Source organism: Kosakonia sp. (genome assembly GCF_032104925.1).
Classification (GTDB): Bacteria; Pseudomonadota; Gammaproteobacteria; order Enterobacterales; family Enterobacteriaceae; genus Kosakonia.
In genome coordinates, this window is record NZ_DAMCGF010000003.1 from 137710 (window position 1) to 163626 (window position 25917).

The 25917-nt window shown below is 50.5% G+C and carries 32 protein-coding genes and 1 pseudogene; 4 read left to right on the forward strand and 29 right to left on the reverse strand.

Features of this window, described 5'->3' with window-relative positions; all coding sequences use genetic code 11:
• Positions 1-2 precede the first annotated feature (2 nt).
• On the forward strand, positions 3-506 hold the full coding sequence (locus RT644_RS06800) for a hypothetical protein (protein WP_313626223.1): 504 nt from the start codon (positions 3-5) through the stop codon (positions 504-506).
• A gap of 20 nt (positions 507-526) precedes the next feature.
• On the opposite strand, the gene RT644_RS06805 is transcribed toward RT644_RS06800, so the two are convergent.
• From RT644_RS06805 to RT644_RS06900, 20 genes and pseudogenes are all read right to left on the reverse strand, one after another.
• Positions 527-805, reverse strand: a complete 279-nt coding sequence (locus RT644_RS06805; protein WP_313626224.1) for a DUF4035 domain-containing protein — start codon at positions 803-805, stop codon at positions 527-529.
• Between the two features lie 8 nt (positions 806-813).
• Positions 814-1197 carry a phage tail assembly chaperone gene (locus RT644_RS06810; RefSeq protein WP_409521835.1) on the reverse strand — a complete coding sequence of 128 codons (384 nt, stop codon included), beginning with the start codon at positions 1195-1197 and terminating at the stop codon, positions 814-816.
• Between the two features lie 32 nt (positions 1198-1229).
• Positions 1230-1649 (reverse strand): annotated as a pseudogene (locus tag RT644_RS06815) (hypothetical protein); the annotation flags it as partial.
• A 61-nt stretch (positions 1650-1710) separates the two neighbouring features.
• Entirely contained in the window at positions 1711-2058 is a 348-nt protein-coding gene (locus tag RT644_RS06820) for a hypothetical protein (protein ID WP_313626225.1), read from the reverse strand.
• A complete protein-coding gene (locus tag RT644_RS06825; RefSeq protein ID WP_313626226.1) occupies positions 2055-2501 on the reverse strand; it encodes an HK97-gp10 family putative phage morphogenesis protein in 447 nt (148 codons plus the stop codon). Before RT644_RS06825 ends, RT644_RS06820 begins: the two co-directional genes overlap by 4 nt.
• Positions 2498-2836 (reverse strand): phage head closure protein, encoded by a 339-nt coding sequence (locus tag RT644_RS06830; protein ID WP_313626227.1) that lies wholly within the window; start codon positions 2834-2836, stop codon positions 2498-2500. The genes RT644_RS06825 and RT644_RS06830 overlap by 4 nt, the downstream gene beginning before the upstream one ends.
• An 8-nt stretch (positions 2837-2844) precedes the next feature.
• Positions 2845-3177, reverse strand: a complete 333-nt coding sequence (locus RT644_RS06835; RefSeq protein ID WP_313626228.1) for a head-tail connector protein — start codon at positions 3175-3177, stop codon at positions 2845-2847.
• A 46-nt stretch (positions 3178-3223) separates the two neighbouring features.
• Positions 3224-4435 carry a phage major capsid protein gene (locus RT644_RS06840; RefSeq protein WP_313626229.1) on the reverse strand — a complete coding sequence of 404 codons (1212 nt, stop codon included), beginning with the start codon at positions 4433-4435 and terminating at the stop codon, positions 3224-3226.
• A 9-nt stretch (positions 4436-4444) separates the two neighbouring features.
• Positions 4445-5293: a head maturation protease, ClpP-related gene (locus RT644_RS06845; protein WP_313626230.1), complete on the reverse strand. Its 849-nt coding sequence runs from the start codon at positions 5291-5293 to the stop codon at positions 4445-4447.
• An 8-nt stretch (positions 5294-5301) separates the two neighbouring features.
• A complete protein-coding gene (locus RT644_RS06850; RefSeq protein ID WP_131413647.1) occupies positions 5302-6606 on the reverse strand; it encodes a phage portal protein in 1305 nt (434 codons plus the stop codon).
• Positions 6606-8342 (reverse strand): terminase large subunit, encoded by a 1737-nt coding sequence (locus RT644_RS06855; RefSeq protein ID WP_248260289.1) that lies wholly within the window; start codon positions 8340-8342, stop codon positions 6606-6608. Before RT644_RS06855 ends, RT644_RS06850 begins: the two co-directional genes overlap by 1 nt.
• Positions 8342-8839, reverse strand: a complete 498-nt coding sequence (locus RT644_RS06860) for a phage terminase small subunit P27 family (RefSeq protein WP_313626231.1) — start codon at positions 8837-8839, stop codon at positions 8342-8344. The genes RT644_RS06855 and RT644_RS06860 overlap by 1 nt, the downstream gene beginning before the upstream one ends.
• Positions 8840-9037: 198 nt before the next feature.
• The gene (locus RT644_RS06865; RefSeq protein ID WP_313626426.1) at positions 9038-9388 is read right to left on the reverse strand and encodes an HNH endonuclease; all 351 of its coding nucleotides are present in this window, start codon (positions 9386-9388) and stop codon (positions 9038-9040) included.
• Positions 9388-9978 carry a hypothetical protein gene (locus tag RT644_RS06870; protein ID WP_313626232.1) on the reverse strand — a complete coding sequence of 197 codons (591 nt, stop codon included), beginning with the start codon at positions 9976-9978 and terminating at the stop codon, positions 9388-9390. The genes RT644_RS06865 and RT644_RS06870 overlap by 1 nt, the downstream gene beginning before the upstream one ends.
• Entirely contained in the window at positions 9960-11420 is a 1461-nt protein-coding gene (locus tag RT644_RS06875; protein ID WP_313626233.1) for a glycosyltransferase family 2 protein, read from the reverse strand. Before RT644_RS06875 ends, RT644_RS06870 begins: the two co-directional genes overlap by 19 nt.
• 148 nt (positions 11421-11568) lie before the next feature.
• Positions 11569-12423 (reverse strand): DUF6236 family protein, encoded by an 855-nt coding sequence (locus tag RT644_RS06880; RefSeq protein ID WP_313626234.1) that lies wholly within the window; start codon positions 12421-12423, stop codon positions 11569-11571.
• Between the two features lie 423 nt (positions 12424-12846).
• A complete protein-coding gene (locus RT644_RS06885) occupies positions 12847-13374 on the reverse strand; it encodes a hypothetical protein (protein WP_313626235.1) in 528 nt (175 codons plus the stop codon).
• The gene (locus tag RT644_RS06890; RefSeq protein ID WP_313626427.1) at positions 13374-13823 is read right to left on the reverse strand and encodes a lysozyme; all 450 of its coding nucleotides are present in this window, start codon (positions 13821-13823) and stop codon (positions 13374-13376) included. Before RT644_RS06890 ends, RT644_RS06885 begins: the two co-directional genes overlap by 1 nt.
• Complete coding sequence (locus RT644_RS06895; protein ID WP_032668529.1) at positions 13820-14104, reverse strand: phage holin family protein; 285 nt, start codon at positions 14102-14104, stop codon at positions 13820-13822. The genes RT644_RS06890 and RT644_RS06895 overlap by 4 nt, the downstream gene beginning before the upstream one ends.
• Positions 14091-14471, reverse strand: coding sequence for a phage holin family protein (locus tag RT644_RS06900; protein ID WP_313626236.1), 381 nt, complete (start codon positions 14469-14471; stop codon positions 14091-14093). The genes RT644_RS06895 and RT644_RS06900 overlap by 14 nt, the downstream gene beginning before the upstream one ends.
• 483 nt (positions 14472-14954) lie before the next feature.
• Between RT644_RS06900 and RT644_RS06905 the strand changes: the two genes are divergently transcribed.
• Positions 14955-15821 (forward strand): FRG domain-containing protein, encoded by an 867-nt coding sequence (locus RT644_RS06905; protein ID WP_313626237.1) that lies wholly within the window; start codon positions 14955-14957, stop codon positions 15819-15821.
• Between the two features lie 43 nt (positions 15822-15864).
• Here the strand turns inward: RT644_RS06905 and RT644_RS06910 are convergent, their stop codons facing one another.
• Entirely contained in the window at positions 15865-16917 is a 1053-nt protein-coding gene (locus tag RT644_RS06910; protein WP_313626238.1) for a site-specific DNA-methyltransferase, read from the reverse strand.
• 307 nt (positions 16918-17224) lie between these two features.
• On the opposite strand from RT644_RS06910, the gene RT644_RS06915 reads away from it, so the two are divergent.
• Positions 17225-18400 (forward strand): nucleoid-associated protein, encoded by a 1176-nt coding sequence (locus RT644_RS06915; RefSeq protein WP_313626239.1) that lies wholly within the window; start codon positions 17225-17227, stop codon positions 18398-18400.
• Between the two features lie 4 nt (positions 18401-18404).
• Positions 18405-19673, forward strand: coding sequence for a hypothetical protein (locus RT644_RS06920; RefSeq protein WP_313626240.1), 1269 nt, complete (start codon positions 18405-18407; stop codon positions 19671-19673).
• 1 nt (position 19674) lies between these two features.
• Here the strand turns inward: RT644_RS06920 and RT644_RS06925 are convergent, their stop codons facing one another.
• From RT644_RS06925 to RT644_RS06960, 8 genes are all read right to left on the reverse strand, one after another.
• A complete protein-coding gene (locus RT644_RS06925) occupies positions 19675-20019 on the reverse strand; it encodes an antiterminator Q family protein (RefSeq protein ID WP_313626241.1) in 345 nt (114 codons plus the stop codon).
• A gap of 14 nt (positions 20020-20033) precedes the next feature.
• Positions 20034-21026: a DUF968 domain-containing protein gene (locus RT644_RS06930; RefSeq protein WP_313626242.1), complete on the reverse strand. Its 993-nt coding sequence runs from the start codon at positions 21024-21026 to the stop codon at positions 20034-20036.
• Positions 21023-21685, reverse strand: coding sequence for a phage antirepressor KilAC domain-containing protein (locus tag RT644_RS06935; RefSeq protein WP_313626428.1), 663 nt, complete (start codon positions 21683-21685; stop codon positions 21023-21025). Before RT644_RS06935 ends, RT644_RS06930 begins: the two co-directional genes overlap by 4 nt.
• 71 nt (positions 21686-21756) lie before the next feature.
• Entirely contained in the window at positions 21757-22146 is a 390-nt protein-coding gene (locus RT644_RS06940; RefSeq protein ID WP_313626243.1) for a RusA family crossover junction endodeoxyribonuclease, read from the reverse strand.
• A complete protein-coding gene (locus tag RT644_RS06945; RefSeq protein ID WP_313626244.1) occupies positions 22143-22481 on the reverse strand; it encodes a LexA family transcriptional regulator in 339 nt (112 codons plus the stop codon). The genes RT644_RS06940 and RT644_RS06945 overlap by 4 nt, the downstream gene beginning before the upstream one ends.
• Positions 22482-22490: 9 nt before the next feature.
• Entirely contained in the window at positions 22491-24620 is a 2130-nt protein-coding gene (locus RT644_RS06950; protein WP_313626245.1) for a Dam family site-specific DNA-(adenine-N6)-methyltransferase, read from the reverse strand.
• Positions 24617-25555, reverse strand: coding sequence for a conserved phage C-terminal domain-containing protein (locus RT644_RS06955; RefSeq protein ID WP_313626246.1), 939 nt, complete (start codon positions 25553-25555; stop codon positions 24617-24619). Before RT644_RS06955 ends, RT644_RS06950 begins: the two co-directional genes overlap by 4 nt.
• Complete coding sequence (locus RT644_RS06960; RefSeq protein ID WP_313626247.1) at positions 25539-25730, reverse strand: DUF4222 domain-containing protein; 192 nt, start codon at positions 25728-25730, stop codon at positions 25539-25541. The genes RT644_RS06955 and RT644_RS06960 overlap by 17 nt, the downstream gene beginning before the upstream one ends.
• Positions 25731-25917 lie beyond the last annotated feature (187 nt).

Below are 25917 nucleotides of genomic sequence, written 5' to 3' on the forward strand. Positions count from 1 at the left end.
ATATGAACCTTACTGTAGAAAAATTGCTCATCAGTCCTTACCATGTCGTATGGTTAAGAACATTCAATTTAAATGAAGAGGGAAGCATGCTGAGCTTGAATTTCGAAGTTCCTGGAAACCCAGGAGATTATTACGAGATAAAAAATAAAAATGATGGTTCGATTATTTATAAGTCAGTACGTTCTAAAATTAGAAACCTTGCACAAGTACAAAATGATTATTTTAATTACATATTATCCTCAGGGGAAAATTTGCATATAGCAATATTAGAGAGCAATGATGTTATTTCCTCATTTTTTGAAAATGAGCCAGAGGAAGCTCAATTAATAATATACAGCACTATTACAGAAGAGATGAATGCACTCGCCAGCACTATCAACGAACAAACTACAAAAATAAATGAAGAAGCACAACAGGAAAAACAAACATTCGAAAACATGGGGAAAGCAATTGGAGCTATTATTTTAGTCTTCGTTATTATACTAATTCTTTCCCAAATCAAATAAAAATTGGGCGGTACTCCGCCCTATAGTGAGGCTTCTGTTAATGCTTCCTCAAGCCCAGCGAACGGATCTTTATCTTCCGCATTCACATCTCCCCCCCACTGCAAAATAGCATCGCTAAGTGGGACTTTTGCACCCTGCGATCCGTAAATGGCTGAGACAATCTGCGCAGCATGAACGTCGCCACGGATATCTCCGACAGGGCTTATTCTGTCGTATTCAATCCACATCATCAGCTCGCTGGCTGGCATGTTCTGCCTGAGTTCTGAAAGAGTGCGCCCCATGCGGAGCGCAAGCGACATCAGAAATTTTACGCCGGGGGTTGCGACTTTTCCTGAGCGTCTTCCGCTGAAGTGATCAGATCAAGTGCCTGTTTAAGCAGACGGGAATGTACCGGGCCATAAATCTGGCGCACTTTCTCTTCATCATCAACTGAGAATACTGGCTGTTTATCTTCATCGCAGAGTACATCAAGGAAAAGTGCGACGTCAGCTTTGAGATTACGATGAGCACGCTCTGAAACAGAAAGCTCCTCATCCTCATTGCCCGTCTTTGCGATCTCCTGCCAGCGCAACCATGCTTCGCCGGAAGGTTCACGCAGTACCACTTTTGCGCCGTTCCACTCCGGTACTGCAACAGTTTTATGGCGAAAACCTGACAACTTAGCCAGGGCAAGCTCTTTAATTGATGACATGATAATCCTTACGAACCAGGTTCGATATTTTCAGGCTTGCCTTTCAGGCGAAGGGAGAATGTGGCCGCAACCACGCTGTTAGTACCGGATGACCACGTGTGCTGTCGAATTTCAGCCAGGAAAGTGAAACCTTTACCGGACGGGAAAATGACCTGAAATGCATACGTTGTGTCATTGTCGTATGCGTCACGTAGTGCGTCCTGCGCGGGATTTTTATAGAAGTTACCGGAGAGAGAAATCTCCGACTGTGCTGGCAGTCCGTTGATATTCTCCTGCTCGGTAGAACACAGGGTTGTCACATCGATATCCTGCTTTTGACCACCGGTAAACTGAATTTCTTTGATCGTGCAGCTAAGGTCAAGAAAGACGGCGGTACCCATCGTTTCTTTCGTTGCCGGCAGCGAAGAAATAAGGATCTTCGTTAACTGCGATTTTTCGTAAAGTGAGGACATAGCTGTCTCCGGGCATAAAAAAACCGCCTTTTGGCGGTTATGGATTTAAGGGATTGGTGGATTACTGAAGGATATGGACTTCAAGCGTTGCCCGGCGCAGGCCTGTATCTGGCTCATAGCCGCCGGTTTTGCTCATCTGCGTGAATCCCAGCGGCATCAGCGCGACAATCACTTGCTCGCGCAGCGCCCTGGACTCATCAACGGTACGGGAATACACATCGACCTGAAGCGCGCTGTTCTCTTCCGCCGGGCCGCAATACGTATCACCATAAACCTGATCCACCAGCGTGAAGGTGATCCACGGAGGCGAAACAGAGGGTGAACCCTGCTCATTCAGCGGCACAACATCGGGATAAACCTGCCCACCGGCCAGATAGCCAATAAGTGAAAAAACATCGGTCTCGGTCATTTTGACAGCGCCTTATCAATCGCCTGATTCGCACGCGCAAAAGCGGCATTGGTTGCGTCTTCCTGCCTGGCATCATAGGCCGGGCGGATAAACGGAACGGGCGCCATATACGACGTGCCAAGCTCAACAAACTTCCAGTAGAACGCGTTATGCGAATTGCTGGCTTTCATGGAATTATCACTGTTACCGGTGCGCGGATTCGTACCGCGAACATGCACACCGGATGTGATGTTGCCATTGCGGTCACGCTGGGTGATCACCACGATGTTTTTCTTCAGTTTCCCGGATCGCACCGGGGCGCGCTTAACTGCTTCATCTTTAAAAATGGTGGCCGCGGCGCGCGTGGCGTCAAGCATCACCTTGCGGTTTTCCGCTTTACTGAGCGCGGCGAGATCGTCCGATAAATCAAGTAAGCCGGAAAAATCCAGTTTCGTATCGATCACGGTTTCCCCCCCTGCTTACACAGAATTTCCAGCTGAGAGCCTTTTGAATCCGCAACAGGCGGCGCGGCAACATCAAGGATTTGTCCTTTATAGGGACCGGTCAGCACCTTCAGTTTTGAGGCGGCAGTGATATCGGTACGGAAGCGAACCCATACGCGGATCGTTGCTTCGGCCATTTCAGCACCAGATGAGATTTGCTCACGCCCACTGATGCCTTTTATTTCGGCATAAATATCGCTGCCATCCTGCCAGACATTCTCAGGCTGTCCTGATGGGGATCTGATGGTTGTGAAATTCATAATGCGCACGCGCTGATTCAGTCTTCCCGCCTGCATGGCACCTCCTAGAGACCATAAATCCGGTGCGGCTGTAACAAAGCCTCCACCGCCAGTGGAATTTCGGAAGTGATATTGCCGATATTTACCGCTTCACGGTTGGCGTACCAGTGCCCAATCAGCAGTAGCATCGCTGTGCGGATATCGTCATCGAGCAGGAGACGATCGGCATCATCAGCAAAACCCGGTTCATCACTGGTTTTGTAGAGCTTGCGCCGTGTCCAGGTCTGGACGTATCGCGCCGCTGCCCCGGTGAAAATTTCAAGCAGGTTATCATCGCCTGTAAAATCATCATCGATTCGGCAATGTCCGCGCACCACGGACAATTCAAGGAATTCCATAGACTCATCGCCTTAAAGAAAGGCGGCCCGCAGGCCGCCGTATACCTTAGCTGCCGGAAGCGGCAGAAATAGAACCGTAGATGAACGATTCCGGGCGTTTCACCGCCAGCGCCAGACGTTCTTCGCAACGAATCGAGATCATGTTTTTCTCGAAGTCGTCGGTGTTCTCGGTGGAAATCACCACGTTGGCATCTTCACGATCGAAGATCTGCGCACCGGCATTAAACGCCCCTGTCAGGAATTTACCGATGAACTGCTGCGCTTCGGTCGCCACGACCGGAAGCCCCCATAGCGTCGGGCCGGTCAGTGCCGCCGGGTTAGCCAGGATATAGCGGCCAAGACTGTCTTTGGTCAGTTCAATCTTCGCCCAGTCAATGAAGTGCAGGACATGGCCGGAAGCAGGGAAACGGGCAAGTTGCGCCTGCAGCATGGCAAGACGCAGAATATCAATCCCGTTCTGATGCTCAACCTGAAACGCCGGATCAAACGCTGATGCCTGCGGGACGATGCCATGCAGGTGAGCGCCGCTGCCGTCGCCGAAAAGGATTTCCTGCTCTTCGGCATATTTCAGGCCGTAACGCATTTCGGCATCAATGGTCGACTGCAACTGCGCGAAATCGTCCAGGATCTGTTTGGAGGCTTTGAACATATGCGCGATGGTAGTCACCGGCGTGATTTTGGTGGCGAATTCAATATCGCTGTACGGTTTGGCCGTATTCTCCGGAACAACCTTCGCGTTGTTGGTGAAACCAGTCTGTTGCACCCAGAAAATAGCCGGTGAGGTGGTACGCCCAGGCGCAATCAGGTCGCGAATGAAAAGACGCTGTTTCGGCGCGGTATCAATCCCCGGCAGTCGCTGCGGCTCGACAACGCGATCCGGCAGGTCAGGGGAAGTGATCGCGGCCTTCACCGGAACGCTAACGCGTTTGCCACCTTCCGCGCTGGCGGCAAAGGCTTTTAACGCCTCGGAAGAAATCACCTGTTTACCGACGGTTTCAATAACGGTTTTTGCATTTGCCAGCGGCATCTGCGCAACCTGCTGCTCCAGCTCACCCAGGGCGGCTTTCAGGGTTTTCTCAGCCTCTTTAAGGGCGTTAAATTCAGAAGCCATCTTATCGACGGTTTCTTTGGTTTCAGCAGACAACTGCCCGGTTTTCTTTGCTTCGGTCAGCGCCTCTTCTGCTTTTGCGTTGAATTTGCCGGTGGCTTCTTCAATGCTGGCAGTGACTTTTTTCAGAATATCGTTTACTTCAGACATAGCGGATCCTTATTTGACTAACGCAGCCAGGGCGTTTTCAAGAGATGAGATGGTTTCTGGTTTAATGTCGTCGGCAGCGCCCGGCGTACCGTCAGTGGTGGGGGCAGCGCCAGGCATGCCACCTGTTAAGGCTTTAATGAGTTTCCGGCGCTCAGCGCGCGGGGTGTTGGTTTTCGCCAGCAGGGCATCGAGTTTGCGCAGCGCCGCCGCGGGAGATTCGTCTTCGGTGGAAATTTCGTCGGCAGAAAGCAGGCTGTCGGCAAAACCTTTATCAACTGCCTCACTGCCGCCGATATAGGTTTCGCCATCCATCATTGATTCAATGTCAGCCGCTTTCAGGCCGCTGCGCGCAGAGTAGATATCGGCCATCGCTTTATCAAAGGGCGCCATTTCAGTAGCGACTTTTTCCAGGTCGTGCCGGTTTCCCATTGCGACTACCCAGCAGTTATGGATCATCAGGAATGCGCCACGCCCGATTTGCACTTCGTCACCGGCCATCGCGATGATGGATGCAGCAGAGGCAGCCAGGCCCAGCACCTTCACCGTCACCTTGCCTTCGTAATCACGAAGCAGGTTATAAATCGCCAGGCCTTCAAACATATCGCCGCCCGGTGAATTGATATTCACGGTGACGTCAGCACCATTCATGGAGCGCAGCGCGCCAGCGATACGACTGGCAGAAACCCCGTCTCCCCAGTAATCCTTCCCGATCACGTCAAAAATCGAGATGCTGTTGTCATCACTGCCTGCAGCACGAATGCCGCCGTTCCAGCGCTCCAGTGCAGATGCCGGGAGATCCGGTTTTTCGCGCGCAAAAGGCCGCCCCTCCGGCGCCGCCGGAAGGCTTCTGATTGTCATGGGTTCTCCTAGGCCGCCTGTTTCAGCGGTGACTGTTCGAAAGGAATATCGGGGAATACGTGATTATGGAGGCTTCGCAGTGCCATAGCCTGAGCGGTTGTGCTGCTCTGTTTCAGATCTTCAAGCGGTGTCAGGTTGAGTTGAACCGTATAGATATCACCGCCTTCGATAGGAGGCATATTTTCCAGCCGGCGAACGTCGTTACGCGACATCCAGCCATTCTGCAGCGCACTGGTGTAGTACGCCGCTCGCCCGGCACTGTCGGCACGCAGCAGACCTTCAACACTGAACTCGGCAAAAACATCCTCTTCACCGCCCAGCAGACACCGTGAAATTTCCTGCTCGATATTAACCAGTAACGGACGCAGCGTGTGGGTCAGGAACTGGAGGTTCATCCCCTCCAGGCTCGATGCCCAGCTGCTTTGTTTGGTGGTGTGCCCGACCATGAAAGGTGGCACGCGAAACCAGCGGCAGATCTCTTCTATGCTGAAGGATCGTGATTCAAGCATCTGCGCGGCTTCCGGGTTCATGGTGACATTCTGATATTTAAGACCGCCTTCAAGCACCATGATTTTTCCGGCGTTTTTCGAGCCGGTAAACGCCTGCATGTAACCCCGCAGGCGCTCACGCTGATCCTTGTCCAGTGCCTGCTCAGCTGAAAGAAAGCCCGAACTCTGTAACCCGTTCTCGAAAATCTTGGCGGCGGACTCTTCCACCGCCATCGCTGCGCCAATCACATCGCGCCCGGCCATCATCGGCATCATGCCGCAGACGCCATCCAGGCCAAAGCCGCGGATATGCATCAGGTTCTTTTCCGGGATCACGCGCTCTTTGCCGTTTTCGGTGTAGGTATATTCCAGTCGCCCGGTATCCAGACGTTTCACCACCATGTTCTGCGGAAGAAGCGGAACCAGTGAAACCAGCTTGTTGCCGATATACAGCTTCTCAATGAAGGCGTTACCCCGCAGGCAAAGACTGGCCACCAGCATCAGCATAAAGCGCGACGGTGTCATTTCGAGATTGGGCTTCCGGCATAAAACCTGATAAACCTGATTGCCCTGCGCCAGCTTTCGAGAGCCATCTGCCTGCCGTTCGTAAATTTTCAGCGGCAGGGTTGAAATGGACTCGCTCAGCAACCGGACACAGGCCCATACCGCTGACAGCTGGATTGCTTTGTCAGCCGTCACCACCTTTCCGCTGCTGCTTGTGCCGTACCATTCCTGCCAGAACGTCCCGGTGGTAAGGCTGATGGGGACGCCCAACCAGTTGAGCAGAGCGCTTTTCACCCTGCCCGGCTGCTTATTTTTATTCATCAGAAACCTACCATGATGGGATTATTGAAGAATCCGGAGAGATCCTGCTGGTCGTTGCCACCGTTAACCAGAACGCGGCTCATTGCTGTGAACAATGCCGCCGGGCCATCAATCTTGGCCTCTGGTGTGGACTTGTTCGGGAAAATGTTCTCGTTCCGGTCAGGTTTAACGGTTACGTTGGACATCATCCAGTTCATTACCGGATGATCGCTGTGATGGAAGCGGCCACCGTATACCAGTGCTTCGACCTCTTTCATCGCCTCAGAGAAATTGCGAACCGTCTGCGGTACTTCCACCAGCGGCAGTCCTTCTTCTGCCAGCGCAAGGCTGAACTGCGTCGCACTCCAGGGATCGAAGCCAATTTCTTTCAGACTCTCGCCAGCAACCCACACCTGCAACTCTTCCTTAATCTGAGCATGGTCGATTACATCCCCGTCGGTAAGGATCAGCTTGTCCATCTCGGCCCACTTACGATAGAGCTCTGCCATCTGGCGTGAACATTTCTCAAGGCGTCCTTCCGGCAGCCAGAATTTAAAATCCGCATGAACGTGGCCACCTGGCGCGCGCCAGACTTTAGCAGCTGCACAGATATCAATTTTGTTTGAAAGGTCAACGCCCACCCAGGAGGGATAGGTTTTAAGTTCGTGCTGCGGGGCGATAAACTCGCATTTTTCCCATTTCATCATGTCCATCCAGGCAGACTCAGCGGTAACCCAGATATTCATGTGTTTGGTGAAAAAGTTAATCCTGGCCGAAACCTGCTCTTTCGCCTTTTTAGCCAGACGTCGCAGATCATCCCAGCGCTTACAGATACCCAGCCCCGGATTCGCCTTCTGCCATACTTTTTCATCAAAGGGATCGTCACCTTCATCTAAGGTGTAGATGATGGCAAAAAACGTATCGTCTTTAACCAGTCCGCGTAGGACCTTAATTGCGTAATCGCGTAGTTCGTAACAGATACCTTCTTTGTTGAAGCCGGCGGTGGTGATACCGAAAAGCAGCGATTGCAGGCGCGCGCCGGTAGCCGTCTCCAGAACGTCCCAGACGTCACGGGTTTTATGAGCATGCAGCTCGTCGACGATGGCGCAGTGGATGTTCAGGCCGTCGAGGTTGTTCGCATCTGATGATAAAGGCTCGAATTTGGAGGCCGTTTGCTCCTGGTAGATAGCGAGCTTGTTGAATTCGAAGATCCGCCCAAGAGTGGCTTTCGCCTTCTTGACCATATTTTTCGCGTCTTCAAAAACAATTCGCGCCTGGTCACGGGTGGTTGCAGCGGAATAAACCTCCGCCCCGCCCTCGCCGTCTGCGCCAGCCATATAAAGCCCCACGCCGGAGCAAAGCGTTGATTTGGCATTTTTACGGGCCACCTCAACATCTGCTGTACGAAAACGCCGAACCATCACCGGCCGACCGCTGCCGTCGTTACGCAGGACGGTTTTCCCCGTCTCTTCGTTTACCAGCGGGATAACAAAACCAAAAATATTAATCAGGATGAAAACATGCCAGTCCATCAGCTCAATAGGCTGTCCTGCCAGGGCGCCTTTTACGTGAGGCACAAAATTATAGAAATTCAGAATGTGCTGCGCGCGCGGCTCACTGAAGAAAATACCGCGTTCTTCGCCGTGTGCCAGATCGTCAAGAAAACGCTGACAGGCAAGGCGCACATACTCACAGGCAATAATTTCCCCCGCCACCACCCTCTCGGCGTAGCGGATGCCTTCTGCAACCTTGGCCATTAATCCCTCGCTTTCATAAACTCGGCCAGCGGGTCAACCGCATCAGGACCTTTTGCATTCACTTTAGAGCGGCTGGCTGGCGTCATGCCGAACTCACCGAGCATGGCGCGCAGACGTTTCCAGGCATCAGCTTTCATGATGGCGGCCGGGTGAGCCTTGATCATGCGAATCTCACGCTCTTTGCCTTCGTCTGGCTCTTCGTCGCTATAAACGGCGTAGGTGTAGCCTTCTCTCTCCAGCGTATCGCAGTGATGCCGGTACTCGGTGTAAACCTCAACCAGAAGCTCAAGCGCTCTCGCGTCCAGCTGCGACATGACGCCAAGCGCATCGAGCTCTTCAGCCATACGCCTGAACCAGTATTTACCCTGCTTGTCGAAATGCTTCGGCGTTGGGGGTACCCCTGCTGCGGGTATTGGTTCGTTTTCGTTAATCGGGCGTTTTGATGGGTTACCCCTCACCAAACGTAGATGGGTCGGGGTTTTCGGTGGTCCTGACATAATCGAAAACTCCTATTAATCATCGAATGGGGGACCCCATAAAAAAGTTTTCTAACCTGCGGCGTTGTGAAAAGAGGTTAGGCGGCGGTCCTTAGCAGGCAGCCCTCTGAACTTTTGACCCACCCTCCCCCTTGATGAGAATCGATATCATTCACATCGATATAGTTGCAAATGCAATCAATTTGTTGATATCTGTTCTCATTTGAATCTTTCGCGCCCCGTCTTCGAACGGTGACATGACCAGCACAGGGCTTCGAGATTGGTCTGGTCGTCTGTTCCGCCGTTAGCTTTGGCAATGATATGGTCGACTGTCTTTGCCGGTGCTATCAGCCCGTTGCGTTTACAGTTCTGGCACAGATGTTTGTCGCGCTTCAGCACCTCAGCCCTGAGCACGTCCCACTTACTGCCATAGCCACGCTGGTGGCGGCTCTGACCGCGTTGGTGCCGTTGCCAGCCTTCGTTGCGGTGCTGGTCACAGTAACCTGATCGGTCTGTGGTTGTTCCAGAGCATCCGCGCTTGCGGCATGCTCGCGGTATCGCTGCTGGCATTAAGAAACCCTCCATGCGCGGCGCCGTTCCGTCCGCGCCTCACCATCGGGATGGCGCTCTACCGGTTCACCGTCAGCATGATCAACCAGCGACCAGCAGGGATACACCACCGGCGCACCCCATGCGTCACCCAGCGCGAAGTCAGCGGGCTTATTGCTATCCCAGCGTTCCAGCACCCTCGGTAGATGCTGAGGCGGCACGCTGTAACACACGCCATGAATGAGCTGCGGCAGTATGATGTAGTCTGCGCGCGTCCTGTCGGCGGCAATGAGCCGCTCGGCAATCTGCGCCTGATACTGAGGCGGGCGGCCAGTGCCGAGGTAAAAACTAATCAAGTCATCAGGCTTGCCATTAAGCCAGGGGATAACCTTATTGATAAACCACGGCACCGGCAGTGCGTCGTCCTCCAGCACCACCACACGGCATGATTGCTCGGCCGCCCATTCGAGAGCCCGGCGGTGATTCCAGTTAGCACCATGATTATCCTCATCAATAACCAGGTGCGCGCCGATATGCGATGCCAGGCTATCGGCCTGCTGACGCCGGGAGTGATGGCCAACAACCACAAATCTCACTTGTGCTGCCACCATGCCACCTCTTTACCAATACCGTTTGTTTTGAAAACCGTATGCACTGCCGGGCCTGTCACGATGCGACCGCCAAAGCGTTTCGCCACAATGCCAAAGGCCAGCATATCGCCGACGGCTCCCGGTGCTTTCTCTGTCTTCCAGAAGCGGTGACACTCCAGCAGGTAATACAGCCGTACAATGCCATGAGCAAAAGCCATCACGTCTTCACGCAGACCGCCAAGCAACCCGGCGTTGAGCATCACATCGTTACGGTGCTGGTCGATGAAGTCCTGATAGATGCGCTCCGGATGATGCTGCCGCGCCCATGCATCGGCATAGGTCTTTGGCTCGGAGCCAACGTAAACCATACCCGGTACCATATCTGCCCACGGTTCGCGGAGCATTTCGACATCGGTACCATCGGTACACCACACGAAGTGATATTCAGGATGATCGCGAAGGTGCTGCCAGATATGCAGCCACCGCCGGAAATAAACGTTCATCGCTACTTCCGGCACATTAACCAGACTGGCACCGGGTGGTGCGCTGGTGAGCTGGTCTGCCAGCACCACAGCTTCGGCGCCTTTGATTGATGCCGCCCAGCGCGCTAGCACTCCGGGTTCTGCCGTCATACGCTCATTGCGTTGCGGGTCAGGCTGGCTGGTTAACAGAGTGGTGATCACAACATCATGCCGCTGGCGATACTCTGCATAGCCGGTATACCCGGAGTCGCGCCGTTCGTTGTGAATCCGCACATTGCGCTTCACCTGCTCTTCCCGATCCGGACGCGGTACCGAGCGTTCAACCTGTTCATGCTCGTCCAGCGAGTGAATGAGCTTTTCTGAACCAACCACATCGGCGAAGGCCCATGAGGTCAGCCCGGCGTTGTGGATGCGCATTGCCAGATCGCTGTGCTCATACATGCCGCGTCCGTAAATCGGGTCAAAGCCGCCGACGCGTTCTATCGCGCTGCAGTGGTAGTAGAGCATAACGCCGCGCTGGCCGGTGTAAGCCACATGCTTATCGTCGCGATACAAAACCGCAATATCGTTCAGCTTGCGCGCGCCCGCAAGATCGAGAAACTGATAACTCAAATGCGGCTCGGGTGAATCGATATAAGGCAACCACCAGCCATCAGCAATTGGCCATGCGTCATCGTCCCACAAAAAGAGATGCTCGCACCCGGCATCCATCAGTGCGGACAGGCTGGCATTCTTCGATGCCACGATGCCCAGCGATTTATCGTGTCGGATCAGCTTAATGCCGTCTGGTACTACCGCTGGTTGCTGTGAACCATCGTCAACTACAGCCACCAGCGCACCAGGAGGAAGATGCTTGAGTTGATGCTCCAGCGCCTGGCTCAGCACACCAGCGCGGTTATGTGTGGAAATGGCTATGCCGATGCGGCTGGTGGTCGTGTTGCAGAAAGGCGCATATGGGACACCATCGATAGTGACCTGCATAAAGCTTCCTTTTAGATGTGAGCCTGTCGCATGGGACAGCCGCCCGAGAAAACAGCTTTCCCCAGGCTCACGACTGAAAGACTTTCGATTGATTAGCGCATGCGAAGCGCAATAAAAAGCCCCGTATAACGAGGCTAAAAAATTGCATTTATTTTAAGATATTATGTTTATATGCCTCAGCAAGATATACTAAATTTGCTTCGTCATTTGTAGATTTTAAGGTTTTTTCATATTTATCATTTATTTTTATTAAACCGACACCCGCCGTCAAAAGACCCAAACTTGTCACTAATGGGTTAGATGTATCCGCAGCAGCAGTCAGAGCACCCAAAACGGTTGCAACAAACTCTTTTGAATTCGGCATTTCAATTTTTAAATTATACCTTTGCCAGAAAAATTTTTTATTAATTTCGCTAATCGTATTAATATCAGCTAGTGCAGTGTTAAATTTATCATAAGCTTTTTTCTGAAAAAGTGGCTCATCAGGGGCGTACGCGACATCAGCATAAAGTTCATCTAAGTAATTATGGAACGATATAAAATAATCCGCATTTTTATATTTAAATTCTAAAATTTCCTCAGGTTTTACATTACCATCCGGTACAGGAAGAGCATTAAAAAGTTCAAATTGAAGGTTTCTAAGCTTATCTTCAGTAAACGGCAAAGCTAATTTGTTACCTATCTGGTGCAAATACCAATTGTACTCCCCAACTTTGGACTGCAACTCTTCATAAATACGTAATTGCTGAATTGGGAAAGCATGAACGTAATTATCGGTATTCATACCAATGGATACCCGAGGACGCTCAACAACCCCCAACCTTAATAAAGACTCCTCTTCCTCTAAAGAAAAATATATTTCTCTCGAACCAGGGATCACTACTTTATCCCAGTATAAAGAGTAGTAATTCACATCCGCACGACTCAGGCCACCTGTCGTTCTGAAGCCGCCTGTATCCAACACTTCTATACTCACTGGTGAAGCAACAACTCCTCTTTTCATTTACCTTTCTCCACATAAAAAGAAGATTTTAACACCAGTTTTTCAATTTATCACACAGTATCAGCAGAGATCATTTTTTTAGTTTACTAATACAAATAATAAGTTGAGTCATATCAGAACTGCTTTTGGTAAAAAATTCGAGATTTTTAGTTCGGCTATTTCAAACATTGTTGCCTGATGTAGTCCTGCAAGTAGTTCACTTGCCCGGTGATGGTGGCGATTCGTTCTCTGAAGGGAAAGCCAGGATTACTCTTATTAGCTACCGCTTACGCTTGCCAACCTGGCATTATGTGCCACGTTTAAATAACCCTAACGTGGCTCCTACCCACACCAGGGAAACGCTCAGGGATGAGCGTTAGTCAATGCTTGAACCTATCAGATAAACGAAATATTTCTCCATTAGCCCTCTTCGGAGGGCTGTTTTTATTGCTGCCTCTGGCTCTCAATATTCCGGATACCGGCAAGGTTGTTATTGCCCTGCTCGATAGTTGAAAGCAGCGGCCGAATCCACAGCACGGCCTGACAATACGTTATCCCGCCGGTGGCAACGGCACTACCATCGGCTGTGTCAGGCTGGCCGGAATCGGCGTGCATTGCGCTGGCACGTAAACGGTAGGCGTACTCGAGCAACCCGCGAGCAATGTCAGCAGGAACAGGCAGATCACAGGTTTTCTCACGGCGAAGAATCTCCCGGTATTCAATAACTGTTTTTTCGGAATCACCAGCTACCACGGCGTTTGCACTGGCTGCCTGTTGCGCCACCTGGTTAAACCGGTTCACGTTGAATGCCTGCGTGGCAATCACCTGCCCCTGTAATGCGTTGTCGCTCTTAAGGACGCGGTTATCGCTTTCGGCAGTGGACAGGTCAGCTTTTGCAAACGCCAGCAGCACTGCAAGAACGGCAATAACGACTACCGCCACAATTGATGCAATAGCAGTTATGCGATTCATCACGCGCCATCCAGGAATAACGCACGCTCTGCCTCTCGGCGTCGGGTAAGACCAGCCAGCACCTGCCCGCCAGCTTTGTTCCAGCGTAAGAACTCGTCGGCGGCGCCGCGGTAATCACCTGCATTTAGCTTCTTCAGCAGCGTCGATGTGGAAAGCGCCCGGGCGCCGAGGTTGTAGGCGAAAGCAACCAGCGCATCGAACTGACCCTGCGTCAGTTTCACTTTCACCAGCTTCGATACATCGCTCTCGTAGCTCACCAGCCCGGTACGCAACAGACGTTCAGCTGTTTCCTCTTTGATGGTCATCCCGGCGCGGATCGGTTTCCCGTCCACCGGCTGCGTCCAGCCGTAGCCTATCGTCCACACGCCGACGCTGTCCTGATATGCCGTCAGCCGCAGACCTTCAAACTGTTTGATGAGCGTAATGCCCTTATCGCTGATTTGCATTATTCTGGCCTCAGTACGTGAAAAATCCGGGCTACGTTACCGCGCGCCGCGAATACAGCAGCGCAGATGATGAGATTCATCAGCACGGTTGCCCAGTGGGCATGGAAATAGAAATTGAACATGAAACGGAATGGCACCGTGGCGTAAGCCAGGATAATCAGATAAGCCAGCCATGACGCCCACCAGTTGTGTCGCCCACCTGGCTTACGAAACATCATCAGGCGCAGAACGATAGCGGTACTGGTCACCACGTTGGTCAGTACCAGCGGATCACTTGTTACCATTTGTCCCTCCCCGCCACCTTTGCAGCAGCGACAGGGGATCCTGTTCGCTAAAGAAGGTGAGCGTCTTAATCGCCACCGCGGAAAGCAAAACCGCGCCGAGCGCATCAAGCGGTTTATCACTGTAATGGGTGACGCTCGCCAGCAGTGAACCCACCAGCCCGGAGCCGTACACGCCAGCGAAGTAAGAAACGATGAAGTAGGCAGAACGGCGGAGAATCGTCAGATCGGCAGCCGTGGCGACATAGAACACGGCACCAGCGAATGCACCGAACACAACGCCGTAATCGGTGCCAGTTAACAAGCCATACAAACTGGCACCGGTTAAAGCGCTCGCCGCAGCAGCGGAACCGGAAACAGGTTCGGACATTTAGCCCCCTCGTATATGCTGTGAGTCCTCTCAGAATGAGGGGAATAAAAAAGGCTGCCAGGTGGCAGCCTTAAAGATGATGGATTAGGCCAGAGCTGGTGAGACCCGATATGCGCCAGCATGGTTTTGCATTTGTAATATCAGTAGAGTCCGGATTTGAGAAGCGCCACAAAAATGTCGGCAACTACGCTACCGGCACTCTATTCACCAAGGCTTAGCCACCGTCCCGGCTGATGCACCATAGAAAGAGACAGAAGCTAATTTGCTCATGTTGGACATTTCTATCACCTCCGAGTAAACCAAGGCGTTTTTATTGTAAAAAACGTGATATACACAAGTTGCGTTTTATCACGCCCAAGCTGATATTGGTTCCTGCATACTAAAAAATGGCTTATGCGATTGTCTTTTAGATCGGGAAACTCACTTATTAACAAAAAAGTCAAATTAAAAACCTTAGGAAACAAAATACCTCATGGAGAAAAAATGCAGATAACCCAAAAAGTTGATTCCATAACTTCTTTTCTTTCGCTTGTATTCAACCGAGAATCACCAGAACATATAAGGTGCTATAGAGGGCAATCGTCAAAAAGCTGGGTATTAAAGCCTTCAGTTATGCGAGGCTTACGTAAAGATGCCGAAAAGCAAATTTTTAGTGAATTGATGACGGAAGCACCCGGAGAGTTTAGTGGAGACCGCTTGATGTTCGAAAAACTTGTCCGAGCCCAACATTACGGGCTGCCTACGCGCCTTCTTGATGTTTCCTTAAACCCTCTAGTTGCACTTTATTTTGCTTGCGATGAAATAGAGCACCACGAAACTGACGGAGTTGTCCAGCTGTTAGACTTTGCAGAGGAGAGAGTTCGTTTTGCTGATAGTGATACTGTAAGTCTTATATGCAATCTAGCTCGCTTGTCCGATTCAGAAAAAAATGCAATATCCAATTTCATTAAAAACAACAAACCCTTTGACGAATCAGTGAAAGATGAATTCAGGAAGTTAGAAGCAATGAAGCGTTTAACTCAATTCATTCGAGCAGAAAAACCATATTTCACAGACAGTGCAAACCACCTCGACTTATTGAAATATTTCTTTGTCCACCCAGCCAAAAATAACCGTAGAGTTATAGCTCAATCAGGTGCATTTGTAGCTGCTGGCCTCCTTAAATACGAGGCTGCAGGCACAAACGGAAAAGGTTTTGCATTGAGCAAAATAATTATACCAGCAAGTGCAAAAAAAACCATCCTCGAACAATTGGACGTACTAAACATTAACTCCAGAACTATGTTCCCTGAGGTAGAGTTTGCATCGAGGTACATAAAGCAGAAATGGGAAATGCGTGAAAATTCATAATTAAAAAAAAGAGCCGGAGCGCTGCACTTTCGGCTCTACATAATCATTGATCAGTAATTAACTTAATTTCCATTGAAGTCTGAATAAAGCGCTCTTTATCAAGCTCAACCCCAATAGCTCTGCGTTCCAATTCCAAAGCTGCTTTGATTGTGGAACCTGAGCCCATAAAGAAATCGGCAACCAAATCGCCCGGCCTGCTGCTGGCTTTGATAATGTCCCTGAGCATGTCCGCAGGTTTTTCACACGGATGTTTGCCAGGGTAAAACTGCACCGGCTTGTAGGTCCACACGTCCGTATACGGAACCGCCGCGGTAACAGAAAAGTGTCGCCGTAGCGATTTGTACTCTTCCAGTAGCTCGCAGTATTGACGGTTAAGCGATTGGTACGTGACCACCAGCTGATGGTGTGGCTGAACCAGCCCGCTCCGCTGCTGCTTCTCTGCCGCTATGCGCGTGAACAGCGCCTGCAACTTCAGGTAATCAGGTTCGCCGGGCAGTTGCCACTGGCTCGCGCTGAACCAGTGCGAGACCATATTTTTCTTTCCGGTGGCGTCTGCAATTTCCTTTGCCGTCACACCAAGTGATGCGCGGGCATTCCGGAAATACTCGATCAGGGGAGCCATCAGGCTTTGCTTTAGTTCAGTCCCTTTCTGCTCATATCCATCATCTTTAGGTCGGTATGGCCCCAGATAATGTTCGGCGAAAAAAACCCGCTCAGTCGCCGGGAAGTAAGCCCGCAGACTTTCTTTATTGCAGCCGTTCCACCTTCCGGACGGCTTCGCCCAGATGATGTGATTCAGCACACTGAACCGGCGGCGCATCATCAGTTCAATATCTGCCGCCAGCCTGTGACCGCAAAAAAGATAGATGCTGCCCGATGGTTTGAGGACTCGCAAGAACTGCGCCAGGCAGCCATCGAGCCACTTTAAATAATCCTCGTCGCCTTTCCACTGATTGTCCCAGCCATTCGGCTTAACCTTGAAGTAAGGCGGATCGGTAACAATCAGGTCAATGGAGTTATCGGGAAGGGTTGCGATGTAATGCAGGCAGTCAGCATTGATTAAATCAACACTGTTTAAATTTACAGTATTTTTCATGGATCAGTCAGCGGGACTCTGATAGGCTCACTATGCTTTTGCGCTAAAGCAGTGGGCCCTGGTTCGCTTGTGACCTTGAACATGAGCGAATGGCTGGTCGGGTGCTACAACACCCACCAGCCGCCCATTTCCACAAAAAGGAAACCCCGCCGAAGCGAGGTCATAAAATCGTTTTAAGTTCGTGTCCAAGTGACCACTCTTAACAGCTTACGGAAGTTTTTGCGTACGCGTTAGTTATTTTGTATTGTCACAAGAACTATCTTAAAAAAACAGATAAAGAAAGAATACCTATACAAGGAGTTTTCAGATGTTTAAATGCCCTGAATGCGACTACGAGCACAAAAATGTTGTTGAAAAATGTGAAAACTGCGGCTACGAAATTGAAATAGAAAAGATTCTCACTTATGAATTTGCTCCAGTTTCGGCCTTAACTGCCCAGCTAGAAAAAAATGAAAATCGAAAGCTTGAATCAAAAGTTGGTCGGTTATGGAATTTAAACAATGAAGTTTCAAACTCATTCATTACAAAGTTAGAATCCAAATTCAGGAACAAAAATAAATTTCATAACTTCCTTACTAAGGACGACCTACCAACGTCCATACCAACAATACTGAGAAAATATATAGATAAAAAAATAAATTTTAAAAAACTTGTTGAAGCAGTCTTACAAAAAATAAAATTTGAAGTCGGCAGTGACGGGAGAAAACTATCAGGAGTTACCGAAAACAATATAATTTTTATTCACTATAAAACCACCCACGATGAGGATGATTTAGGAAGACTTCTAATTGTAATGGTTGACAAAAAAGGTGGATTTGATTTTGAAAAAGTAGTACTTACGCCTAAACAGCTATCTCCTATCGATACAGATGCATTACGCCAAGCAGCATTATTCGACTTAACGTTATTTGAATTAAGCTATCCTAAAAATGATAGTGAATCTTATGTAAGATTCATTCAAGGTAAGTCAAAAAGCGATTTTTTCAAAGATGCGTTAGGATGTAAAAAGGATGTAGATAACGCTCGAAGTATTAATGAATTATTCAACGCTTTTTACAAATTTTCAGAGGCCAATTCAATCTCCATACCACTTAGGGATAAAATCGAAGAAGATATCAGAGAGTATCTTGATAGCAAATCCAGAGATAAAAATGACAAGTCAGTAACACTGCGAACCATTCAAAAAAGAATTGATAAACACTTGCCAGATGAGCATAAATCAAAAGGGCAGTTTTTGACTTTTGTAAATACAAACGAATATAAAATTGATGACATATTCGAACCTACAAATTTCTCTGCTGAAAACGCAACATCTTATAAATTTTCCGATCAAAATAAAAACTTTATATGCAAAGTAAGAAAAACGGCTATTGGTAGCCAAAATTCGACAAAACCTGTTAAACTTGATATAGAAAACAGGTGTCTAATCTTTCCATTAAATGATACCGATTTTACAGAATTAAAAGGTTTGGTCGAGGAATAAAATTATGGATAAAGAATCGCCATTTAACATTCTGGTGGACTTATTAAAAACTAGTAAGCTATCAGATGAGGATGGCTATTTACGCGCTGAATTGTCTCAAAACCGCAATGTTACTGATGTTGAGATATATTCAGCATTAGAAAAATGTGGACATAAAAAAACCACTAACTGCATAATCGATAACGTTTTATATGTTAACAGGTCCTCACATACATGGAAAGATGGGTATTGCCCTATTTTTATGGATACCGTTCAGTTTTGGAAGCAAATACAATCCGCTGAAAACTTACCCAACATGTATTTTATTGTTAAGGAGGCCATTTCATCAGTTGATAATGAAGCAGCCTCAGTAATATGGGCATATAATTCATTTTTCATATGGAAACGACTTCTAACACGTATCGCTGATCATTTCCAATCAAATAAAGCCATTGTTTTCATAACAAGTGAAAACTCCGTGACAAAACTAGATATTCCATTAATTGTAAACAACTCAGACTTACAACAACTGGAGCAGCCTAAAAGATGTCATGACGAAATTTTAAAACTTTATTCATTGATTGAAATAAACGACCCTCACAGCAAAGAAAGAGTCGCAGTGTTACGAACAGCTCTGTCTGAGGTAACATCTAGCGCCGACGGAACTGAAAAATTACTCTTCGAATTGATACAGCGAAGCCCTTTGCTACTTCGTAAATATGATGAACTTTATGATATTTACACTAGAAGATTCTCTGTAAACAAATTACTTAACGAGTTGGACGAAAAAAGCTTAGAGTTCACGAGTAAAATAAACGAATATATTTCATCCAGTCAGAACAAGGCACTAACGATCCCTGGCGCCTTAATTGCCATTGGAGCACTTGTTAAATCAGGTGGAATTCTAGAATCAGCGATAATTTTTTTAGGCTTATGGATAATAATGTCCGTAACTAAAACAGCCAATGATATTTATCGAGAATCTTTTGATTCATTAGATAGTAGACTAAATACAGCATTCAAAAAATATCTCAAATTCGATGAAGGAAAAGAGGTAAGAGACAATGCGACTCAAATTGAGGCTGAATTAAGAAGTCAGATCAAAAATGCAAAAGCCAGATTAAGGAATATTGATAAATGGGCTTTATTTATGCTGGTAGGTGGTGCCATTTTTCTAATAATCTCTATTTATAATAACATCAATATCAGTGTTCCCTTTGATTTTCAAGAACAACTGAAGCACTACGTTGGATTTATCTATCAATTAGCCAGCATTAAATATGCTGGCTTATAAATCAATTAATAGCGCAAATCACGCCTTCTATAAATCCTAAAGCTTTTTCTAATTCTTTTCTAATCGTGCCGTCCGAGCATTTTCTTTTTTTAGCAATGGAGCGCAACGATATCCCAACGATAAAGTGAGCAATAATCAACTCATATTCTTCAGGTTTAAATTTACGCAGTCGGGCTACACAACCATCAATCATGATCCCTTCATCATCGTCACATTGAAGGCGGGACTTTTTTCCATGTGGCAAAAGCCCTTTAAAACCTGCTGCTATTGGTTGCCAATCTACGCCGCTATTATCAGATGCAGCCCACGCGCCCCACAAATCCATGACTTCATACATATCACGCATCAGTTATCTCCACTTCACGCCAGCACGCCGATGGCCAGCGCGCGATCTAAAAAACGAAACAGCAGCACAAGCTGGCTGCCATATTTTTCTTCAAATGCCACGGTGTCAGCGTGCAACGCGTCGTGATGCGCTCTGCAAAGCGGGATCACAAACAGGTCGTGCGCCTTTGTACCCATTCCACCGTTACCGTGGCCGATCAGGTGGTGGGGATCGTCTGCCGGGTTGTTGCAGCACATGCATTGCTGCGCTTTAACCCAGCGGGTGTACTTCTCGTTTTCCCAGCGGCGGCGCTTGGGGCGCAGCATGAAGGATTCCGGCGTCTCCGGATCGATACGCAGCGCCAGCACCTGCTTAGCCACTTCCTCAACGATTTCCCGCGCCTGCGGCATGCCGGGCACCAGGTCAAGCTCGCGCGTTACCGACTTTATGACCGGCTTAGGCATAAGAAGAACCTGCCGGGCGGCTTCCTCCGGCAGCACGTCGGCAAGCCCGTTACGGGCCAACCACCAGCAGAATTCCGGCAACGTCAGTGAATGGGAATCGTCGAATCCAAGCTCACGGCGTGCTGTCGTGAGGATGTATGCAGCACAATTTGCGCGAGCAATTCCCGCCAGTTGCTCGGTGCTGTGCTCGCGAAGGATGTTGTCGCAATGCCAGCACAGCCGGATCGCGCCCGGCGCGTGACGCATGGTTGTCATGTTCTCATCGTGCCAGCTTTCGTGTGGCCACTGGCACCCGGTACCGGATTCAAGCCAGCTTTCCAGACCGTTGATGGCGCCAGCGCGGCGTAATACCGATTCATTTTCGAATACGCCAGCCAGGGCAGGATCTTCCGCCAGCGGCTGCTCTGCTGGTGGCAGTTCACCGTTCGGCATACCTGACAGGCGCTCGGGTTCGTTCTCAAGCAACATGCGTCCACGGCGAAAATACGGCAGGAGGCTGACGCCGGGACGGAACATGACGAGGCCAAGCTCAGTTACGACGACAGGGTTTAACAGCGCCCTCACTCCGCGCCCTCCTTCGCGATATGTGCCGCCCACAGCCCGCCAATCCACTGCACACCTTTTGCCGTGAATCGTGCCTGGCTGAATGCATGATTGTTTTCGGTGCTGGTACCGGTTTTCACTTCGAACCGGCCAAGGGCGATATGACGGTGGCGCGGTGTCAGCGTGCCGCCCAGGCGGTAAAGAATGTCATTATCCAGCAGGAAACATCGAAAATCTGGCTCTTTGGCGTTAAGCAGCTTAGCCACCTGCCGGAAGGACATCGAGCCATTCGCGGTGCAGTAACGATCCACAAACTCAACCTTTGGGGCAGCGGCGGCCAGTTCATGTTTAAGCTGTTGCTGCTGCTCAGCCAGATCAGCGGCGAGGCGCAGCGCCTCAGGTAAAGACTTCGGTACCTGCATTGCCTGTTGGCTTTCCAGTTCCTGCCAACGATCCACCACTGCTGCAGTAAACTGCGGAGACAAACGGGCTACAAGGACCAGCGAATCGCGCTTATCGAACCAGTATTCCTCATACCACATCCCGTTTTGCTCATTCTGGTATGGGGTATGCGCCAGCGGCGCACTGAGGATATCCTCAGCCATTAGCCTGCCAGCAGACCGTTTAACATCGGCGTGACGGCTATTGACCAATCGCGCTATTTCACGGCTCGACATCATAGTGCCGGTGATCTGCGCATGTACTGCCGGACAAACATTCACTGTGTTTAACTGTTGCATGCGTATCTCCTTTAAGCGGCTGCAACCGCTGTTGGTTCAAATTTAGTGATCGTAATCTCCACCATGCCGCCCTGTTGTACCGGCCCCCACTCCACCAGCAGGCGTTTAACCTGGCTGTCGTCCTCCCACACTCCGGCATGTGTCAGCGCGTCAAACAGCGCCTTGTTGTAGTTATCGATATCGCGGCGGCGCACGTCCGGCGGGTAGAGAATGACTTCCACCGAAGCTGGTTCGCTGGATGGCTTCGGCAGACGGCGCAACTGCTCGATAATTGCCGCGCAGGCGTCGCTCTGGTACTTGCGACCGGCGGCGCTGATAAGGTGGCGGCCTTTAAGCGGCCCTTTATTTGGGGCGCGCCAGTATGTGTTCACGCTCGGCGGGAAAGGTAATTTCAGCTTCATGCCGCGGACCCTCTGCGTTTGAGCCACTCATGAGCCAGATCAGCTGATCTGTCTTCACCATCCAGGAGCGCCCGGATCACTTCTTCAGCTTCATCGAGCGCCAGCGTGTCGTTTACGCCAATCACTTTGATTCCGCGCGCGGTGCCGCTGGCGATCGTGATGTAGCCTTTTTTTACCAGGGCGCGAAGGTGTTCAAAGGCAGCGTTACCCGAGGCGACGCCAATCAGCGCCGCAAGTTCGGTATAGGTCGGCGGGTAGCCGTGCATGTTGTGAAAATCCACCAGCGCGTTAAGCACCTGTTGCTGCCGGTCAGTCAGTGGTTTACGTTCTTTCACGGTTCCCCCTCAGAGAATGGCCACGATGTCGGTTGCGGTTTCGCGCGTGCTGCCTTTGCTTGATATGGCGCGGCGGGCGCTGACGTGGTGCAGGTCGAAGCCATGCCCCTTATAAAGCTCGATGATGCGAGGCGCGGTGGAATTGCTGATCACCACTCTGGCGCCACGCTGATGCGCAGCAACGCAGCAGCGCGCTAACTCCTGCTGGTCGTCCCACGTAAACCCACCAGCGGCATAGTTGGTAAAACCCGCGGTACCGGGCATCGGTTCATATGGCGGATCGCAGTAAACGACATCGCCATCACTGGCCAGCGACAGCGTGCGGATGTAACCGGCATTCATGAACACGCAGCGGCGCGACATTGAGACGAAGGCGTTTATCTCGGCGGCGGGAAAATACGGAGCACGGTATTTGCCATAGCCGACATTGAAACGACCTTCGCGGTTGTAGCGGATCAGTCCATTGAAGCAGTGGCGATTGAGATACAGGAAGGCAGCGGCCTGCTCAGGCCCGGACATTTTCTGCTCATTGAACTCTTCGCGGCACGCGATAAAGCCATCCAGATCATTCAGCTTTTCATATAATCCCTTAGCCCATTCGGTTACCAGCTCAGGAACCACTGTCAGCATCTGGTACAGGTTGATCAGATCAGCGTTTACGTCCGCCAGCAGGAAGCTTTCATGCTTATCGGAGTTGAGAAACACCGAGCCGCCGCCAACAAAAGGCTCAATGAGGCGTTTACCAACCGGGATGAGGCGATCCAGTTCCGGCAGCAGTGAATACTTGCCACCAGCCCATTTGAGGAACGGACGCTGGTAAATGCGCGGGGTTGGTTCAGCAACTGGCAAAGCAGCAGCAATGCGTTCGCCAATCCAGCGCATTACCGGTACCGCCATGCTGTTCCCTATTGCTTTATAACGTGGGCCATCCGGACAATCGGCAGCATCTTTGCCGCGCCATGCAATCAGAGTGTGATCGTCAGGGAATCCCTGAAGGCGTTCACATTCGCGCGGTGTAAGCCGGCGAACAGATAATGCATGTACGACTGCCGGAGGCTGGCCGCTGTTGGCGTGGCTGGTGTCGTGGTTACCGGCGCGAATAGTTGGCGATAAATCAATTGTTGCGTCAGCTCCATGATCCTTATAGCTGAAGGTGATACAGGCATTTTCCTGCCCATGATTTCGGCCTATGGTGTGAGCAAGCTCTTTATTGATATCAGGATCTTGCGTACCGTGCACGACGTATGTTTCAAGGTCTTCTGCCGTGCTGTCATTCTCCTTGGCAAGAAGAGTGCGGGAAACATCTGAGTAAGCGTTTGATACAAGCCCCGAGCCTCGCTGACTGAAAATTTCCTGATTACTTGCACCAATACCACCATCATTGTTCGACTGGTTCAGGGTTGGGTGCGGGTTGGCTGGGTTGTCCCAGTGACTACCGCTTTCAGTGCGTTTTCCAGCATCAGCGGCAACTGCCGATTGCGATTCCCTGCACGGCGGAGTATCCCGGCGCACGCTGTCGAGCTCAAAAAGTACCTCTGCGGGATCGAATCCTTTTCTAGAACTTGCGACAACGAACACACGGCGGCGTCGTTGGGCCAGTCCGAAAAATTGAGCGTCGAGCACTCGCCAGGCGACAACGCGCGATGGTCCAAAGACACAACCAGCGTTCGCCCATTTACCCCCTGCTGGCTGCAATTCGCTATCTTCTCCGGCAAGTCCTGCAATAAAGCAGCCAAACGCATTGTCTTTGCTGCTGAGGACGCCTGGAACGTTTTCCCAGACGATGATTGCTTCTTCTTCACCGGCTTCGCGGCGCTTGTCGTCGATGGCATCTGCTAACTCCACATATGAAAGGGTTAATTGCCCGCGCGCGTCGTCAAGCCCGTTGCGTAAACCGGCGATACTGAATGCCTGGCATGGCGTACCGCCGACAAGAATGTCTGGTGCTTCAACTGTTCCGGCGCGAACTGCCGCGGCGATTTTGGTCATGTCGCCCAGATTGGCTACGTCAGGCCAGCGCTCTGCCAGCACCGCCGATGGGAATTTTTCTATCTCAGCGAACCATGCCGCTTTCCAGCCCAATGGTTCCCACGCAACGGTGGCGGCTTCAATGCCACTGCAAACGGATCCGTATCTCATCCCCGAAACCCCGCTGGAATCGTTGTATCAGGGCGGCTTATCGCATTAATATCGCGTTCCCGTTTCTGGTCCCATGTCTCGCGAAGCGGGCGGCCCTTTGCTGCCCAGCGAGTGGCGCTTTGCAGGTAACCTTCGAATTTCTTCGGCCCGAACAGCGTCTCAGGGCGCATGTACTGGTACTGCTCGTCGTTGTCGTGCCAGTGCTCATGCTTCAGGTCGATTACGAGTTTGAGATCGCTGACGCTGTAGCCGTCACGCAGTCGGGCGCGGATGTGCTCCAGCGACGTACGTGATTTCTGATAGCGAGATCCGCTGACCTGGTTCAGATGGGTAAGAACCTCAATCGCTGAATCAGTTATTGCCACTTCCGGGTCGGGTTGCGCAGCAACCTGACAAGAGGGTTTTGAGATCTGTTTGTGGTAATCTGTGTAATGATCTGTATAGAGAATAGGTTCCGCGACTTCGCGGTTAGGGTTCTGCGAATCTGCGGTTTCGGTTCCGCGATTCTGCGTAATGGGTTCCGCAACTTCGCGTTTCCCGTTCCGCGATTCTGCGGAATCCACTGGATTCGCAGGAAAGAGAGCATTTATCAGCGCATCACCATTAATGCGGTAATGCGTTTTTTTAGTGCCGTTAACCTGACGCTGTGCCTTCTCTACCACACCGGGCAGCCAGCGGGTGCAAATCTTGTTTACGAGGCGTTGCACCTGGTCTTCGCTTACACCACGGATTTCGGCAGCAAGTTCGCTGTGCTCTTTGTAAAACCAGCCATCATTCAGATCTGATTTACCTGACCAGAACACAAGCTGATTTAGTATTGCCCCAAGCGCATGCGCCTGCTGATCGCCGGAAAAGAAGTCGAGGTAAGGAACAGGTATCGTAATGCTGTTCCTCTGCCCTGACAGCGACTGGACGATTTCAAATATCTGGCTCATGGTCGTCCTTTATTTCTCTGAATTTACGCTGGAACTGCTCAAGCGGGCTGAAGCATTCATGCTCGTAACCTTGCGCTTCACGAAGATAGATAACGCGCTGCTTTTCTGTCTCCCAGCGGATGACCCGTACCGGGATTCCGCGGTGGTCTCTGAATTGCCGGTTAACTTCAGCCATTCTTCGCGCCCCTGCTCGTTCATAGTGGCAAACGCCTCTACCATTCCGGCGGCGCGCTGGTAGTTGTGGACGTCAGCGGTACCGCGTACTCTTTCCACATAGCCGAACGGTGCATTACGCCCCACCAGCGGTGGGCAGCGAAATTGCTTAGCTGGCCGATATCGGTTTAAACTGTTCATGCGTAGGT

Bases quoted from the DNA above. Each gene is read 5' to 3' on its own strand.
- RT644_RS06920 (WP_313626240.1), top strand. From the start codon at position 18,405: ATGGATAAAGAATCGCCATTTAACATTCTGGTGGACTTATTAAAAACT.
- RT644_RS06885 (WP_313626235.1), bottom strand. From the start codon at position 13,374: ATGAATCGCATAACTGCTATTGCATCAATTGTGGCGGTAGTCGTTATT.
- RT644_RS06925 (WP_313626241.1), bottom strand. From the start codon at position 20,019: ATGCGTGATATGTATGAAGTCATGGATTTGTGGGGCGCGTGGGCTGCA.
- RT644_RS06845 (WP_313626230.1), bottom strand. From the start codon at position 5,293: ATGACAATCAGAAGCCTTCCGGCGGCGCCGGAGGGGCGGCCTTTTGCG.
- RT644_RS06915 (WP_313626239.1), top strand. From the start codon at position 17,225: ATGTTTAAATGCCCTGAATGCGACTACGAGCACAAAAATGTTGTTGAA.
- RT644_RS06900 (WP_313626236.1), bottom strand. From the start codon at position 14,471: ATGTCCGAACCTGTTTCCGGTTCCGCTGCTGCGGCGAGCGCTTTAACC.
- RT644_RS06830 (WP_313626227.1), bottom strand. From the start codon at position 2,836: ATGCAGGCGGGAAGACTGAATCAGCGCGTGCGCATTATGAATTTCACA.
- RT644_RS06810 (WP_409521835.1), bottom strand. From the start codon at position 1,197: ATGTCATCAATTAAAGAGCTTGCCCTGGCTAAGTTGTCAGGTTTTCGC.
- RT644_RS06855 (WP_248260289.1), bottom strand. From the start codon at position 8,342: ATGGCCAAGGTTGCAGAAGGCATCCGCTACGCCGAGAGGGTGGTGGCG.
- RT644_RS06895 (WP_032668529.1), bottom strand. From the start codon at position 14,104: ATGGTAACAAGTGATCCGCTGGTACTGACCAACGTGGTGACCAGTACC.
- RT644_RS06950 (WP_313626245.1), bottom strand. From the start codon at position 24,620: ATGAGATACGGATCCGTTTGCAGTGGCATTGAAGCCGCCACCGTTGCG.
- RT644_RS06960 (WP_313626247.1), bottom strand. From the start codon at position 25,730: ATGGCTGAAGTTAACCGGCAATTCAGAGACCACCGCGGAATCCCGGTA.
- RT644_RS06905 (WP_313626237.1), top strand. From the start codon at position 14,955: ATGCAGATAACCCAAAAAGTTGATTCCATAACTTCTTTTCTTTCGCTT.
- RT644_RS06865 (WP_313626426.1), bottom strand. From the start codon at position 9,388: ATGCCAGCAGCGATACCGCGAGCATGCCGCAAGCGCGGATGCTCTGGA.
- RT644_RS06910 (WP_313626238.1), bottom strand. From the start codon at position 16,917: ATGAAAAATACTGTAAATTTAAACAGTGTTGATTTAATCAATGCTGAC.
- RT644_RS06800 (WP_313626223.1), top strand. From the start codon at position 3: ATGAACCTTACTGTAGAAAAATTGCTCATCAGTCCTTACCATGTCGTA.
- RT644_RS06880 (WP_313626234.1), bottom strand. From the start codon at position 12,423: ATGAAAAGAGGAGTTGTTGCTTCACCAGTGAGTATAGAAGTGTTGGAT.
- RT644_RS06840 (WP_313626229.1), bottom strand. From the start codon at position 4,435: ATGTCTGAAGTAAACGATATTCTGAAAAAAGTCACTGCCAGCATTGAA.
- RT644_RS06940 (WP_313626243.1), bottom strand. From the start codon at position 22,146: ATGAAGCTGAAATTACCTTTCCCGCCGAGCGTGAACACATACTGGCGC.
- RT644_RS06835 (WP_313626228.1), bottom strand. From the start codon at position 3,177: ATGGAATTCCTTGAATTGTCCGTGGTGCGCGGACATTGCCGAATCGAT.
- RT644_RS06935 (WP_313626428.1), bottom strand. From the start codon at position 21,685: ATGATGTCGAGCCGTGAAATAGCGCGATTGGTCAATAGCCGTCACGCC.
- RT644_RS06850 (WP_131413647.1), bottom strand. From the start codon at position 6,606: ATGAATAAAAATAAGCAGCCGGGCAGGGTGAAAAGCGCTCTGCTCAAC.
- RT644_RS06805 (WP_313626224.1), bottom strand. From the start codon at position 805: ATGTCGCTTGCGCTCCGCATGGGGCGCACTCTTTCAGAACTCAGGCAG.
- RT644_RS06955 (WP_313626246.1), bottom strand. From the start codon at position 25,555: ATGAGCCAGATATTTGAAATCGTCCAGTCGCTGTCAGGGCAGAGGAAC.
- RT644_RS06820 (WP_313626225.1), bottom strand. From the start codon at position 2,058: ATGACCGAGACCGATGTTTTTTCACTTATTGGCTATCTGGCCGGTGGG.
- RT644_RS06860 (WP_313626231.1), bottom strand. From the start codon at position 8,839: ATGTCAGGACCACCGAAAACCCCGACCCATCTACGTTTGGTGAGGGGT.
- RT644_RS06870 (WP_313626232.1), bottom strand. From the start codon at position 9,978: ATGGTGGCAGCACAAGTGAGATTTGTGGTTGTTGGCCATCACTCCCGG.
- RT644_RS06875 (WP_313626233.1), bottom strand. From the start codon at position 11,420: ATGCAGGTCACTATCGATGGTGTCCCATATGCGCCTTTCTGCAACACG.